We start from the raw sequence: 14,334 nt of genomic DNA, 5'->3' as shown, positions 1-14,334 counted from the left end.
GTTGTTGATAATGCTAAAAATCTTATTGGCAGTCATGTCAATTTAGAAGTAGTCAGCTTATTGCAAACATCTTCAGGAAGAATTGTTTTTGCTAAAAAAATCGAAGATACAGTATCATTATAAAAACTGTAGTTGACGAAAACAAAATAGATATTAAAAGGTATATGAAATGGCGAAGTTTGTAATTTGAAGTATAACTATAAATAAATGCAAAACATATCAGTTATCAAAAAATACAAATAGTGCTAATATATCATTGAAACAAGTTCATTAAGTGTTAAATTTTAGATATTAATAAAGTTATTCTTATAGCAATCAAGACATACAAAATTAGAATCAATTTTAACGTATTTGAATAGTTAATTTGAAGTTTAATTTTACAGTACATAATATTCATTTTTAAGTCGTTGAAATGCTTATGTAGTGCAGTCTTGATTCTTAGGGATAGCTTTTTTAAAGTGTTGAAAAAACAACTGCTTTCTATTTAAAATTTAAGCATATTACCCAGTGAATTATGTTATGATTAAACAATGAAATTATTTTAAGGTCATGTTAAAAAGCATTGTTTCGTTTTAACAATAAGACGAGTTAGACATTTGTTATGACGGTCGAAGATAGCAAATGAATAATTTATATGAACTAACTTGAAAATCTGATATTTAATTTAGGAGTGAAAAAAATGAGCGATCGTATAAGAGTAAGATATGCACCAAGTCCAACTGGTTATCTTCATATTGGTAATGCAAGAACAGCATTATTCAATTACTTGTATGCTAAACATTACAACGGAGATTTTGTGATTCGAATTGAAGATACTGATAAAAAACGTAATTTAGAAGATGGAGAAACATCACAATTTGATAATCTTAAATGGTTAGGATTAGATTGGGATGAGTCTGTAGATAAAGACAATGGCTACGGACCATATCGTCAATCTGAACGTCAACATATCTACCAACCATTAATAGATCAGTTACTAGCAGAAGATAAAGCATATAAATGCTATATGACAGAAGAAGAATTAGAAGCTGAACGTGAAGCGCAAATCGCTCGTGGTGAAATGCCTCGCTATGGTGGTCAACATGCGCATTTGACTGAAGAACAACGTCAACAATTTGAAGCAGAAGGACGCCAACCATCAATTCGTTTCCGAGTACCTCAAAACCAAACGTATTCATTTGATGATATGGTAAAAGGAAATATTTCATTTGATTCAAATGGTATTGGTGACTGGGTTATCGTAAAAAAAGATGGCATTCCAACGTACAATTTTGCAGTAGCTATAGATGATCATTACATGCAAATTTCAGATGTAATTCGTGGTGATGATCATATTTCAAACACGCCTAAACAAATTATGATTTATGAAGCATTTGGCTGGGAGCCACCTCGTTTTGGTCATATGTCATTAATTGTTAATGAAGAACGTAAAAAGTTAAGTAAACGTGATGGGCAAATTTTACAATTTATTGAGCAATATCGTGACTTAGGTTATTTACCTGAAGCGTTATTTAATTTTATTGCGTTATTAGGTTGGTCTCCTGAAGGTGAAGAAGAAATCTTTTCTAAAGAAGAATTTATCAAAATCTTTGATGAAAAGCGTTTGTCAAAATCACCAGCATTTTTCGATAAGCAAAAATTAGCATGGGTTAATAACCAATATATGAAACAAAAAGATACTGAAACAGTATTCCAATTAGCATTACCTCATTTAATTAAAGCAAATTTGATTCCTGAGGTGCCGTCAGAAGAGGATTTATCTTGGGGACGCAAATTAATTGCGCTTTATCAAAAAGAAATGAGTTATGCCGGTGAAATTGTACCTTTATCAGAAATGTTCTTTAAAGAAATGCCAGCTCTTGGTGAAGAAGAACAACAAGTGATTAATGGAGAGCAAGTACCAGAGTTAATGACGCACTTATTCAGTAAATTAGAAGCACTTGAACCATTTGAAGCGGCTGAAATTAAAAAGACAATTAAAGAAGTTCAAAAAGAAACAGGAATAAAAGGCAAGCAATTATTTATGCCTATTCGTGTTGCTGTAACAGGCCAAATGCATGGTCCTGAATTACCAAATACAATTGAAGTACTTGGTAAAGAAAAAGTGCTAAACCGTTTAAAACAATATAAGTAATGAAATAGACAAGATCAAGGTAGTATATACTTGAATTTTATAACGTAACCACATATGATAAAGTTGTATTAACAAATTACAACAATATGAATAAAGTATTTTATATAAAACGAAGGATTAGTAATTAAATTTATACGATGCAGAGAGTGTACGGTTGCTGTGAGTACAACGTAGAAATTAATGAATGCACCTTCGTAAAATGAATTAAATATATAATGAGAGTGATGAGCATTAAGTTGACTTAGTTTCCTTGATAATTTGGAAGCGCCCGCAATATTATTAATGTTATTCGCTAAATTCAGAGTGGAACCGTGCGGAAGCGCCTCTAACAATACAATTTGTATGTTAGTGGTGCTTTTTTGATATTTAATTTCGCAGGTACTTCAATTATGTATTTACGTAGTTCAATCATTGAGGAGGAAATGATCTTGTTAAAAAGAATGAGAGACGATATAAAAATGGTATTTGAGCAGGATCCAGCGGCACGTTCAACATTAGAAGTCATTACAACGTATGCAGGTTTACATGCAGTTTGGAGTCATTTGATTGCACATAAGTTATACAACCAAAAAAAATATGTTGCAGCACGCGCGATATCTCAAATTTCAAGATTTTTCACAGGTATAGAAATCCATCCAGGTGCTAAAATTGGAAAGCGTCTATTTATAGATCATGGTATGGGCGTTGTAATAGGAGAAACATGTACAATTGGTGATAATGTGACAATCTATCAAGGCGTGACACTTGGTGGGACAGGGAAAGAAAGAGGGAAAAGACACCCAGATATAGGAGACAATGTTTTAATAGCAGCCGGTGCGAAAGTTTTAGGAAATATTAAAATAAATTCAAATGTAAATATTGGTGCAAATTCAGTTGTTTTACAATCAGTTCCAAGTTATTCAACGGTTGTTGGTATACCAGGACATATTGTTAAGCAAGATGGTGTTCGAGTTGGAAAAACATTTGATCATCGCCATCTACCTGATCCAATTTATGAACAAATTAAGCATTTAGAACGACAACTTGAAAAGACTAGGAATGGAGAGATTCAAGATGATTACATTATATAATACGCTTACACGTCAAAAAGAAGTGTTCAAGCCTATAGAACCAGGGAAAGTAAAAATGTATGTATGTGGTCCTACTGTATATAACTACATTCATATTGGTAACGCAAGACCAGCAATTAATTATGACGTAGTGAGACGTTACTTTGAATACCAAGGATATAATGTAGAATATGTATCAAATTTTACAGACGTAGATGATAAATTAATTAAACGTTCTCAAGAATTAAATCAGTCTGTTCCCGAAATTGCAGAAAAATATATCGCTGCTTTTCATGAAGATGTTGGTGCGTTAAATGTTAGAAAAGCGACTTCAAATCCAAGGGTAATGGACCATATGGATGACATTATTCAATTTATTAAAGATTTGGTGGATCAAGGTTATGCATATGAAAGTGGTGGCGATGTTTACTTTAGAACACGTAAATTTGAAGGTTATGGTAAATTAAGTCATCAATCCATAGATGACTTAAAAGTGGGTGCTCGTATAGATGCAGGAGAGCATAAAGAAGATGCACTTGATTTTACATTGTGGAAAAAAGCGAAGCCTGGCGAGATTAGTTGGAATAGCCCATTTGGTGAAGGTAGACCAGGATGGCATATAGAATGTTCTGTAATGGCATTTCATGAGCTAGGACCTACAATTGATATACATGCGGGTGGTTCAGATTTACAATTTCCACATCATGAAAATGAAATAGCACAATCAGAAGCACATAATCATGCGCCATTTGCTAATTATTGGATGCATAATGGTTTCATTAATATTGATAATGAAAAAATGAGTAAATCACTAGGCAACTTTATTTTAGTTCACGATATTATTAAAGAAGTTGATCCAGATGTACTAAGATTCTTTATGATTAGCGTACATTATAGAAGCCCAATTAACTATAATCTAGAATTGGTAGAATCAGCACGTAGTGGACTAGAGCGTATTCGCAATAGTTATCAATTAATTGAAGAGCGCGCACAAATTGCTACTAATATTGAAAATCAACAGACATATATTGATCAAATTGATGCGATTTTAAATCGTTTTGAAACAGTTATGAATGATGATTTTAATACAGCTAATGCAATTACAGCTTGGTATGATTTAGCAAAACTTGCGAATAAATATGTACTAGAGAACACAACATCAACAGAAGTAATTGATAAATTTAAAGCAGTTTATCAAATTTTCAGCGATGTTTTAGGTGTACCGTTAAAATCTAAAAATGCAGATGAATTATTGGATGAAGATGTTGAAAAATTAATCGAAGAGCGTAATGAAGCAAGGAAAAACAAAGATTTTGCACGAGCAGATGAGATTCGAGACATGCTGAAATCACAAAACATTATATTAGAAGACACACCTCAAGGGGTTAGATTTAAACGTGGATAATCAACAAGATAATCACATTAAATTATTGAATCCATTGACCTTAGCATATATGGGAGACGCAGTCTTAGATCAATATGTACGTACCTATATCGTTTTAAAGCTTAAAAGTAAGCCTAATAAACTACATCAAATGTCTAAAAAATATGTATCTGCCAAAAGTCAGGCGCAAACGTTAGAATATTTAATGGAGCAAGAATGGTTTACAGACGAAGAAATGGATATTTTGAAGCGAGGGCGTAACGCGAAAAGTCATACTAAAGCTAAAAACACTGATGTTCAAACATATCGTAAAAGTTCAGCGATAGAAGCAGTGATAGGTTTTCTTTATTTAGAAAAAAGAGAAGAACGATTAGAGGCATTATTAAATAAAATAATAACAATAGTAAACGAAAGGTAGTGACGATGTGGAAGATACGGTTATTGTTGGTAGGCATGCTGTTAGAGAAGCGATTATTACTGGGCATCCGATAAATAAGATATTGATTCAAGAAGGTATTAAAAAGCAACAAATTAATGAAATTTTAAAAAATGCAAAAGATCAAAAAATCATTGTTCAAACTGTACCAAAATCTAAATTAGATTTTTTAGCAAATGCACCACATCAGGGTGTTGCAGCGCTTATTGCACCATATGAATATGCTGACTTCGATCAATTTTTAAAACAGCAAAAAGAAAAAGAAGGTTTATCGACAGTACTTATATTAGACGGCTTAGAAGACCCGCATAACTTGGGATCAATTTTAAGAACAGCCGATGCAACGGGAGTTGATGGTGTTATTATTCCTAAACGTCGTTCAGTTACACTAACGCAAACAGTTGCAAAAGCCTCAACAGGTGCAATTGAACATGTACCAGTTATTCGAGTGACAAATTTAGCTAAAACTATCGATGAACTAAAAGATAATGGCTTTTGGGTAGCTGGCACTGAAGCTAATAATGCAACAGATTATAGAAATCTAGAAGCGGACATGTCATTGGCTATTGTAATTGGTAGCGAAGGACAGGGTATGAGTCGCCTAGTAAGTGATAAATGCGATTTTTATATTAAGATTCCAATGGTTGGACATGTAAACAGTTTGAATGCTTCGGTTGCAGCAAGTTTAATGATGTACGAAGTATTTCGAAAAAGACATGATGTTGGAGAAATATAATGAAAGAACGTTACTTAATCATTGATGGATACAATATGATAGGACAATCACCAACGCTAAGCGCCATTGCAAAAGAGAATTTAGAAGAAGCTAGAATGCAATTAATAGATGCAATTGCAAATTATAATGCAGTTATTTCAGATGAAATTATTTGTGTTTTCGATGCTTATGACCAATCGGGTGTTGAAAGAGAATACATGTATCATGGCGTTAAAACGATTTTTACCAAGGAAAAAGAAACAGCTGATAGTTTCATAGAACGTTATGTTTATGAACTTTATGACAAGCATACTAAGCATATTGCAGTTGTAACAAGTGATATGAGTGAGCAACATGCTATCTTTGGATCAGGTGCATATAGAATATCATCTCGCGAAATGTGGAGAGATTTAAAAGAAAATGAAATTGATGTGAGTAAATCATTAGATGATATAAGTGAAAACAAGCCAAGAACTCGAATTCCGTTATCTTCTGAAATCCTTGCAGAATTTGAAAAAATACGAAGAGGACATCATAAGAAATGACATTTCCGTCATCTTGAAATTTTGAATGTAACAATATTAAACTAACCTTAAATTTTAGATAGAAGGGGTTAGTTTAATACTTGAAATATGATTTGACAACTCAAGACAGTACAATCAAACGTAACAATTCAATAAATGATAAAGACTTCGAAAAGTTAGTAATGGATCTACAACCATTAATTATTCGACGCATCAAAACATTTGGATTTAATCATTATGATTTAGAAGACTTATATCAAGAAATACTTATACGGATGTATAGGTCGGTCCAAACATTTGATTTTAGTGGAGAGCAGCCTTTCACAAATTATGTTCAATGTTTAATTACGTCTGTAAAGTATGATTATTTGAGAAAATATTTAGCTACAAATAAAAGAATGGATAATTTGATTAATGAATATAGAGTTACGTATCCATGTGCAATAAAGCGTTTTGATGTTGAAAACAATTATTTGAATAAATTAGCAATTAAAGAGTTGATTTGTCAGTTTAAGTATTTGAGTGCATTTGAAAAAGATGTCATGTATTTAATGTGTGAACAATATAAGCCGAGAGAAATTGCTCAATTGATGCATGTAAAAGAGAAAGTGATTTATAATGCCATACAACGATGTAAAAATAAAATAAAACGTTATTTCAAAATGATTTGAAAAGCGCCTTAGGACGTGAATTGAATTATAACGTGTTACTTACTGATGGTTTGACATTTGTTATAAATTTTATGTATAGTATACTGGTATTATAATGAATAAAGGTGAATTATTGTGAGAAAAATACCTTTAAATTGTGAAGCTTGTGGCAATAGAAATTATAATGTTCCTAAGCAAGAAGGCTCGGCAACAAGATTAACCTTAAAGAAATATTGTCCAAAATGTAACGCGCACACAATTCATAAAGAATCGAAATAAATACATTCGAAATAATACTTTGATAATATGTTCAAAGGATTTGGAGGTTGAGCAGATGGCTAAAAAAGAAAGTTTCTTTAAAGGCGTTAAGTCTGAAATGGAAAAAACAAGTTGGCCGACGAAAGAAGAGCTATTTAAATATACTGTAATTGTAGTTTCTACTGTTATATTCTTCTTAGTCTTTTTCTATGCCTTAGATTTAGGAATTACAGCATTGAAAAATTTATTATTTGGTTAGAGGAGTGAAGACATGTCTGAAGAAGTTGGCGCAAAGCGTTGGTATGCAGTGCATACATATTCTGGATATGAAAATAAAGTTAAAAAGAATTTAGAAAAAAGAGTAGAATCTATGAATATGACTGAACAAATCTTTAGAGTAGTCATACCGGAAGAAGAAGAAACTCAAGTAAAAGATGGCAAAGCTAAAACGACTGTTAAAAAAACATTCCCTGGATATGTTTTAGTGGAATTAATCATGACAGATGAATCATGGTATGTGGTAAGAAATACACCAGGCGTTACTGGTTTTGTAGGTTCTGCAGGTGCAGGGTCTAAGCCAAATCCATTGTTACCAGAAGAAGTTCGCTTCATCTTAAAACAAATGGGTCTTAAAGAAAAGACTATCGATGTTGAACTCGAAGTTGGCGAGCAAGTTCGTATTAAATCAGGTCCATTTGCGAATCAAGTTGGTGAAGTTCAAGAAATTGAAACAGATAAGTTTAAGCTAACAGTATTAGTAGATATGTTTGGCCGAGAAACACCAGTAGAAGTTGAATTCGATCAAATAGAAAAGCTTTAATTAACAATTAAAGTTATTAAACTAACCAAAAGATAAAAAAGAGTATTGATTTTTTAATTAGAAAAGTGTTAAAATTATGTGGTCGCGCTTTTAGAGCGCCCATTTCGTCACGAAATGTTAAGAGTGGGAGGGCAAAACTGAGCCCTGTGACCACATCACGATATCAAGGAGGTGCACATCGTGGCTAAAAAAGTAGATAAAGTTGTTAAATTACAAATTCCTGCAGGTAAAGCGAATCCAGCACCACCAGTTGGTCCAGCATTAGGTCAAGCAGGTGTGAACATCATGGGATTCTGTAAAGAGTTCAATGCACGTACTCAAGATCAAGCAGGTTTAATTATTCCGGTAGAAATCAGTGTTTATGAAGATCGTTCATTTACATTTATTACAAAAACTCCACCGGCTCCAGTATTACTTAAAAAAGCAGCTGGTATTGAAAAAGGTTCAGGCGAACCAAACAAAACTAAAGTTGCTACAGTAACTAAAGATCAAGTACGCGAAATTGCTAACAGCAAAATGCAAGACTTAAACGCTGCTGACGAAGAAGCAGCTATGCGTATTATCGAAGGTACTGCACGTAGTATGGGTATCGTTGTAGAATAATTTTACGAATATTAAATTTGATTACATGATTTAAACGATGAAGCAGATAACAGAGATAATAATGATGAATTATAAATATAATCTGAATGACTAGATTAATGATTGATTTATTCATAAGATTAATTCTTCTGTTGTCTGCTCTTAACTTGCATATAGCAAGTAATGTGGGAGGAAATTCCGCTAAAACCACTAAAGGAGGAACTATAAATGGCTAAAAAAGGTAAAAAGTATCAAGAAGCAGCTAGTAAAGTTGACCGTACTCAGCACTACAGTGTTGAAGAAGCAATTAAATTAGCTAAAGAAACAAGCATTGCTAACTTTGACGCTTCTGTTGAAGTTGCATTCCGTTTAGGAATTGATACACGTAAAAATGACCAACAAATCCGTGGTGCAGTTGTATTACCAAACGGAACTGGTAAATCACAAAGTGTATTAGTATTCGCTAAAGGTGACAAAATTGCTGAAGCTGAAGCAGCAGGTGCTGACTATGTAGGTGAAGCAGAATACGTTCAAAAAATCCAACAAGGTTGGTTCGACTTCGATGTAGTAGTTGCTACACCAGACATGATGGGTGAAGTTGGTAAATTAGGTCGTGTATTAGGACCAAAAGGTTTAATGCCAAACCCTAAAACTGGAACTGTAACAATGGATGTTAAAAAAGCTGTTGAAGAAATCAAAGCTGGTAAAGTAGAATATCGTGCTGAAAAAGCTGGTATCGTACATGCATCAATTGGTAAAGTTTCATTTACTGATGAACAATTAATTGAAAACTTCAATACTTTACAAGATGTATTAGCTAAAGCTAAACCATCATCTGCTAAAGGTACATACTTCAAATCTGTTGCTGTAACTACAACAATGGGTCCTGGAGTTAAAATTGATACTGCAAGTTTCAAATAATAAATGATATAAACAATTACAGGCTGAAAGAAATATCTTTCAGTCTGTAAAAATATATTGACAATAAGTAATTTCCAAGTTATATTACTTATTGTGATTATTTTACCTAAGACAGTAGGAGTTATTTATAACTTAAAATTTATCCTGCCGAGGCTAAAATTGACTTGAACGTGATGATCTATGATCTTTCAAGCACTTTTTGCCGTGGGTAGAAAGTGCTTTTTTTATTAATTTTAAAAAAAGCACCAAAAATTTAAATGGAGGTGTCTGAATGTCTGCTATCATTGAAGCTAAAAAACAACTAGTTGATGAAATTGCTGAGGTACTATCAAATTCAGTTTCAACAGTAATCGTTGACTATCGTGGATTAACAGTAGCTGAAGTTACTGACTTACGTTCACAATTACGTGAAGCTGGTGTTGAGTATAAAGTATACAAAAACACTATGGTACGTCGTGCAGCTGAAAAAGCTGGTATCGAAGGCTTAGATGAATTCTTAACAGGTCCTACTGCTATTGCAACTTCAAGTGAAGATGCTGTAGCTGCAGCGAAAGTAATTTCTGGATTTGCTAAAGATCATGAAGCATTAGAAATTAAATCAGGCGTTATGGAAGGCAATGTTATTACAGCAGAAGAAGTTAAAACTGTTGGTTCATTACCTTCACACGATGGTCTTGTATCTATGCTTTTATCAGTATTACAAGCTCCTGTACGCAACTTCGCTTATGCGGTTAAAGCTATTGGAGAACAAAAAGAAGAAAGCGCTGAATAATTTTTAGCGTAAAAAAATTAAAAATAATGGAGGAATTATAAAATGGCTAATCATGAACAAATCATTGAAGCGATTAAAGAAATGTCAGTATTAGAATTAAACGACTTAGTAAAAGCAATTGAAGAAGAATTTGGTGTAACTGCAGCTGCTCCAGTAGCAGTAGCAGGTGCAGCTGGTGGCGCTGACGCTGCAGCAGAAAAAACTGAATTTGACGTTGAGTTAACTTCAGCTGGTTCATCTAAAATCAAAGTTGTTAAAGCTGTTAAAGAAGCAACTGGTTTAGGATTAAAAGATGCTAAAGAATTAGTAGACGGAGCTCCTAAAGTAATCAAAGAAGCTTTACCTAAAGAAGAAGCTGAAAAACTTAAAGAACAATTAGAAGAAGTTGGAGCTACTGTAGAATTAAAATAATTCAAGTATCTTAAACTTAATAATCAAAGTTTTATAGCAAGTATTGCTATAATATAATGATTCTTTGAGAAGTTAAAACCCCGTTATTTTGATAACGGGGTTTTATTCATTTAAAGACTGAGTGAAATGTTATAATTATAATGACGAGTTACAAAGTGAAGATGAGGTGGAATAATGAGTCATTATTACGATGAAGATCCAAGTGTAATTAGCAATGAACAACGTATTCAATATCAATTAAACCATCATAAAATTGATTTAATAACTGATAACGGAGTGTTTTCGAAAGATAAAGTAGATTATGGTTCAGATGTTCTTGTTCAAACTTTTTTAAAAGCGCATCCACCTGGTCCAAGTAAGCGAATTGCCGATGTTGGTTGTGGTTACGGACCAATTGGTTTGATGATTGCTAAAGTATCACCACATCATTCAATTACAATGCTAGATGTTAATCACAGAGCGCTAGCCTTAGTTGAAAAAAACAAAAAATTAAATGGTATTGATAATGTGATCGTAAAGGAAAGTGATGCTTTGTCTGCTGTGGAAGACAAAAGTTTTGATTTTATTTTAACCAATCCACCAATAAGAGCAGGGAAAGAAACCGTGCATCGTATATTCGAGCAAGCATTACATAGATTAGACTCGAACGGTGAACTATTCGTTGTAATTCAGAAGAAGCAAGGTATGCCATCTGCAAAGAAAAGAATGAATGAACTTTTTGGAAATGTAGAAGTGGTAAATAAAGATAAAGGATATTACATTCTGAGAAGTATAAAAGCTTGAAATGAAATGGATATTCTGTTATAGTTATATAATGTAAAAATTTATGTTCAATAAGTGTGTACTTTTACGTTAAATAGATAAGTTAATTAAGAATAAATATAGAATCGAAAATGGTGTCATCATTAGTGTTGCCGTTTTCTTTTTGTCTTTTTATTAATATGCTTATGGTATTTAGCTAAAAGCGGATCACATAATTTTTGAGGGGTGAATCTGTTTGGCAGGTCAAGTTGTCCAATATGGAAGACATCGTAAACGTAGAAACTACGCGAGAATTTCAGAAGTATTAGAATTACCAAACTTAATAGAAATTCAAACTAAATCTTACGAGTGGTTCCTAAGAGAAGGTTTAATCGAAATGTTTAGAGACATTTCTCCAATTGAAGATTTTACTGGTAATTTGTCATTAGAGTTTGTGGATTACCGTTTAGGAGAACCAAAATATGATTTAGAAGAATCTAAAAACCGTGACGCTACTTATGCTGCACCTCTTCGTGTAAAAGTGCGTCTAATCATTAAAGAAACAGGAGAAGTTAAAGAACAAGAAGTCTTTATGGGTGATTTCCCATTAATGACTGATACAGGTACGTTCGTTATCAATGGTGCAGAACGTGTAATCGTATCTCAATTAGTTCGTTCACCATCCGTTTATTTCAATGAAAAAATCGACAAAAATGGTCGTGAAAACTATGATGCAACAATTATTCCAAACCGTGGTGCATGGTTAGAATATGAAACAGATGCTAAAGATGTTGTATACGTACGTATTGATAGAACACGTAAACTACCATTAACAGTATTGTTACGTGCATTAGGTTTCTCAAGTGACCAAGAAATTGTTGACCTTTTAGGTGACAATGAATATTTACGTAATACTTTAGAGAAAGACGGCACTGAAAACACTGAACAAGCGTTATTAGAAATCTATGAACGTTTACGTCCAGGTGAACCACCAACTGTTGAAAATGCTAAAAGTCTATTGTATTCACGTTTCTTTGATCCAAAACGCTATGACTTAGCAAGCGTGGGTCGTTATAAAACAAACAAAAAATTACATTTAAAACATCGTTTATTTAATCAAAAATTAGCTGAGCCAATTGTAAATACTGAAACTGGTGAAATTGTAGTTGAAGAAGGTACAGTGCTTGATCGTCGTAAAATCGACGAAATCATGGATGTACTTGAATCAAATGCAAACAGCGAAGTGTTTGAATTGCATGGTAGCGTTATAGACGAGCCAGTAGAAATTCAATCAATTAAAGTATATGTTCCTAACGATGATGAAGGTCGTACGACAACTGTAATTGGTAATGCTTTCCCTGACTCAGAAGTTAAATGCATTACACCAGCAGATATCATTGCTTCAATGAGTTACTTCTTTAACTTATTAAGCGGTATTGGATATACAGATGATATTGACCATTTAGGTAACCGTCGTTTACGTTCTGTAGGTGAATTACTACAAAACCAATTCCGTATCGGTTTATCAAGAATGGAAAGAGTTGTACGTGAAAGAATGTCAATTCAAGATACTGAGTCTATCACACCTCAACAATTAATTAATATTCGACCTGTTATTGCATCTATTAAAGAATTCTTTGGTAGCTCTCAATTATCACAATTCATGGACCAAGCAAACCCATTAGCTGAGTTAACGCCTAAACGTCGTCTATCAGCATTAGGACCTGGTGGTTTAACACGTGAACGTGCTCAAATGGAAGTACGTGACGTTCACTACTCTCACTATGGCCGTATGTGTCCAATTGAAACACCTGAGGGACCAAACATTGGATTGATTAACTCATTATCAAGTTATGCACGTGTAAATGAATTCGGCTTTATTGAAACACCATATCGTAAAGTTGATTTAGATACACATGCTATCACTGATCAAATTGACTATTTAACAGCTGACGAAGAAGATAGCTATGTTGTAGCACAAGCAAACTCTAAATTAGATGAAAATGGTCGTTTCATGGATGATGAAGTTGTATGTCGTTTCCGTGGTAACAATACAGTTATGGCTAAAGAAAAAATGGATTATATGGATGTATCGCCGAAGCAAGTTGTTTCAGCAGCGACAGCATGTATTCCATTCTTAGAAAACGATGACTCAAACCGTGCATTGATGGGTGCGAACATGCAACGTCAAGCAGTGCCTTTGATGAATCCAGAAGCACCATTTGTTGGAACAGGTATGGAACACGTTGCAGCACGTGATTCTGGTGCAGCTATTACAGCTAAGCACAGAGGTCGTGTTGAACATGTTGAATCTAATGAAATTCTTGTACGTCGTCTAGTTGAAGAGAACGGCGTTGAGCATGAAGGTGAATTAGATCGCTATCCATTAGCTAAATTTAAACGTTCAAACTCAGGTACATGTTACAACCAACGTCCAATCGTTGCAGTTGGAGATGTTGTTGAGTATAACGAGATTTTAGCAGATGGACCATCTATGGAATTAGGAGAAATGGCATTAGGTAGAAACGTAGTAGTTGGTTTCATGACTTGGGACGGTTACAACTATGAGGATGCCGTTATCATGAGTGAAAGACTTGTGAAAGATGACGTGTATACTTCTATTCATATTGAAGAGTATGAATCAGAAGCACGTGATACTAAGTTAGGACCTGAAGAAATCACAAGAGATATTCCTAATGTTTCTGAAAGTGCACTTAAGAACTTAGACGATCGTGGTATCGTTTATATTGGTGCAGAAGTAAAAGATGGAGATATTTTAGTTGGTAAAGTAACGCCTAAAGGTGTAACTGAGTTAACTGCCGAAGAAAGATTGTTACATGCAATCTTTGGTGAAAAAGCACGTGAAGTTAGAGATACTTCATTACGTGTACCTCACGGCGCTGGCGGTATCGTTCTTGATGTAAAAGTATTCAATCG

Annotated in this window: 16 protein-coding genes, 1 pseudogene and 1 other annotated feature; all 17 genes and pseudogenes read left to right on the top strand. The window is 33.7% G+C overall.

The genetic code is table 11. From position 1 onward, the window contains the following. Window positions 1-123, top strand: a pseudogene (locus IDG60_RS11790) (PIN/TRAM domain-containing protein); the annotation flags it as partial. Window positions 124-679: 556 nt separating this feature from the next. Beyond that, on the top strand, window positions 680-2,134 hold the full coding sequence (gene gltX, locus IDG60_RS11785; protein ID WP_001283792.1) for a glutamate--tRNA ligase: 1,455 nt from the start codon (window positions 680-682) through the stop codon (window positions 2,132-2,134). 422 nt (window positions 2,135-2,556) lie between these two features. After that, on the top strand, window positions 2,557-3,204 hold the full coding sequence (gene cysE, locus IDG60_RS11780) for a serine O-acetyltransferase (protein WP_001805237.1): 648 nt from the start codon (window positions 2,557-2,559) through the stop codon (window positions 3,202-3,204). After that, a complete protein-coding gene (cysS, locus tag IDG60_RS11775) occupies window positions 3,188-4,588 on the top strand; it encodes a cysteine--tRNA ligase (RefSeq protein WP_000631969.1) in 1,401 nt (466 codons plus the stop codon). Before cysE ends, cysS begins: the two co-directional genes overlap by 17 nt. Further along, entirely contained in the window at window positions 4,581-4,985 is a 405-nt protein-coding gene (locus IDG60_RS11770) for a Mini-ribonuclease 3 (protein WP_000370182.1), read from the top strand. The genes cysS and IDG60_RS11770 overlap by 8 nt, the downstream gene beginning before the upstream one ends. 7 nt (window positions 4,986-4,992) lie before the next feature. After that, the gene (rlmB, locus tag IDG60_RS11765; protein ID WP_000390332.1) at window positions 4,993-5,739 is read left to right on the top strand and encodes a 23S rRNA (guanosine(2251)-2'-O)-methyltransferase RlmB; all 747 of its coding nucleotides are present in this window, start codon (window positions 4,993-4,995) and stop codon (window positions 5,737-5,739) included. Beyond that, the gene (locus tag IDG60_RS11760; RefSeq protein ID WP_000664737.1) at window positions 5,739-6,263 is read left to right on the top strand and encodes an NYN domain-containing protein; all 525 of its coding nucleotides are present in this window, start codon (window positions 5,739-5,741) and stop codon (window positions 6,261-6,263) included. Before rlmB ends, IDG60_RS11760 begins: the two co-directional genes overlap by 1 nt. 80 nt (window positions 6,264-6,343) lie before the next feature. Next, complete coding sequence (locus tag IDG60_RS11755) at window positions 6,344-6,913, top strand: sigma-70 family RNA polymerase sigma factor (RefSeq protein WP_000872882.1); 570 nt, start codon at window positions 6,344-6,346, stop codon at window positions 6,911-6,913. Between the two features lie 114 nt (window positions 6,914-7,027). Further along, on the top strand, window positions 7,028-7,171 hold the full coding sequence (gene rpmG, locus IDG60_RS11750) for a 50S ribosomal protein L33 (RefSeq protein ID WP_001788193.1): 144 nt from the start codon (window positions 7,028-7,030) through the stop codon (window positions 7,169-7,171). A 55-nt stretch (window positions 7,172-7,226) separates the two neighbouring features. After that, the gene (gene secE, locus IDG60_RS11745; protein WP_001074473.1) at window positions 7,227-7,409 is read left to right on the top strand and encodes a preprotein translocase subunit SecE; all 183 of its coding nucleotides are present in this window, start codon (window positions 7,227-7,229) and stop codon (window positions 7,407-7,409) included. Window positions 7,410-7,421: 12 nt separating this feature from the next. Next, window positions 7,422-7,970, top strand: coding sequence for a transcription termination/antitermination protein NusG (gene nusG, locus IDG60_RS11740; RefSeq protein ID WP_001288302.1), 549 nt, complete (start codon window positions 7,422-7,424; stop codon window positions 7,968-7,970). 180 nt (window positions 7,971-8,150) lie between these two features. Further along, entirely contained in the window at window positions 8,151-8,573 is a 423-nt protein-coding gene (gene rplK / locus IDG60_RS11735; RefSeq protein ID WP_001085792.1) for a 50S ribosomal protein L11, read from the top strand. 207 nt (window positions 8,574-8,780) lie between these two features. Beyond that, window positions 8,781-9,473: a 50S ribosomal protein L1 gene (rplA, locus tag IDG60_RS11730; RefSeq protein ID WP_001074619.1), complete on the top strand. Its 693-nt coding sequence runs from the start codon at window positions 8,781-8,783 to the stop codon at window positions 9,471-9,473. 87 nt (window positions 9,474-9,560) lie between these two features. Continuing rightward, window positions 9,561-9,707 (top strand) — a sequence feature (ribosomal protein L10 leader region). Window positions 9,708-9,744: 37 nt separating this feature from the next. After that, the gene (gene rplJ / locus IDG60_RS11725; protein WP_001273087.1) at window positions 9,745-10,245 is read left to right on the top strand and encodes a 50S ribosomal protein L10; all 501 of its coding nucleotides are present in this window, start codon (window positions 9,745-9,747) and stop codon (window positions 10,243-10,245) included. A gap of 42 nt (window positions 10,246-10,287) precedes the next feature. After that, complete coding sequence (rplL, locus tag IDG60_RS11720; protein WP_001273586.1) at window positions 10,288-10,656, top strand: 50S ribosomal protein L7/L12; 369 nt, start codon at window positions 10,288-10,290, stop codon at window positions 10,654-10,656. A 174-nt stretch (window positions 10,657-10,830) separates the two neighbouring features. Further along, window positions 10,831-11,439 (top strand): class I SAM-dependent methyltransferase, encoded by a 609-nt coding sequence (locus tag IDG60_RS11715; RefSeq protein WP_000020304.1) that lies wholly within the window; start codon window positions 10,831-10,833, stop codon window positions 11,437-11,439. A 214-nt stretch (window positions 11,440-11,653) separates the two neighbouring features. Then, the coding region (gene rpoB, locus IDG60_RS11710) for a DNA-directed RNA polymerase subunit beta (protein WP_206160728.1) at window positions 11,654-14,334 on the top strand (2,681 nt) is incomplete at its 3' end.

This window comes from Staphylococcus sp. EG-SA-2 (genome assembly GCF_017152085.1).
Note: the sequence above shows the minus strand (reverse complement) of the source record. Positions and strands in the feature narration are given on the sequence as shown.

Coding starts and splice junctions, on each gene's coding strand:
- gltX (WP_001283792.1), top strand. CDS start 680: ATGAGCGATCGTATAAGAGTAAGATATGCACCAAGTCCAACTGGTTAT.
- nusG (WP_001288302.1), top strand. CDS start 7,422: ATGTCTGAAGAAGTTGGCGCAAAGCGTTGGTATGCAGTGCATACATAT.
- cysS (WP_000631969.1), top strand. CDS start 3,188: ATGATTACATTATATAATACGCTTACACGTCAAAAAGAAGTGTTCAAG.
- IDG60_RS11760 (WP_000664737.1), top strand. CDS start 5,739: ATGAAAGAACGTTACTTAATCATTGATGGATACAATATGATAGGACAA.
- rplA (WP_001074619.1), top strand. CDS start 8,781: ATGGCTAAAAAAGGTAAAAAGTATCAAGAAGCAGCTAGTAAAGTTGAC.
- rplL (WP_001273586.1), top strand. CDS start 10,288: ATGGCTAATCATGAACAAATCATTGAAGCGATTAAAGAAATGTCAGTA.
- rplJ (WP_001273087.1), top strand. CDS start 9,745: ATGTCTGCTATCATTGAAGCTAAAAAACAACTAGTTGATGAAATTGCT.
- secE (WP_001074473.1), top strand. CDS start 7,227: ATGGCTAAAAAAGAAAGTTTCTTTAAAGGCGTTAAGTCTGAAATGGAA.
- IDG60_RS11715 (WP_000020304.1), top strand. CDS start 10,831: ATGAGTCATTATTACGATGAAGATCCAAGTGTAATTAGCAATGAACAA.
- cysE (WP_001805237.1), top strand. CDS start 2,557: ATGATCTTGTTAAAAAGAATGAGAGACGATATAAAAATGGTATTTGAG.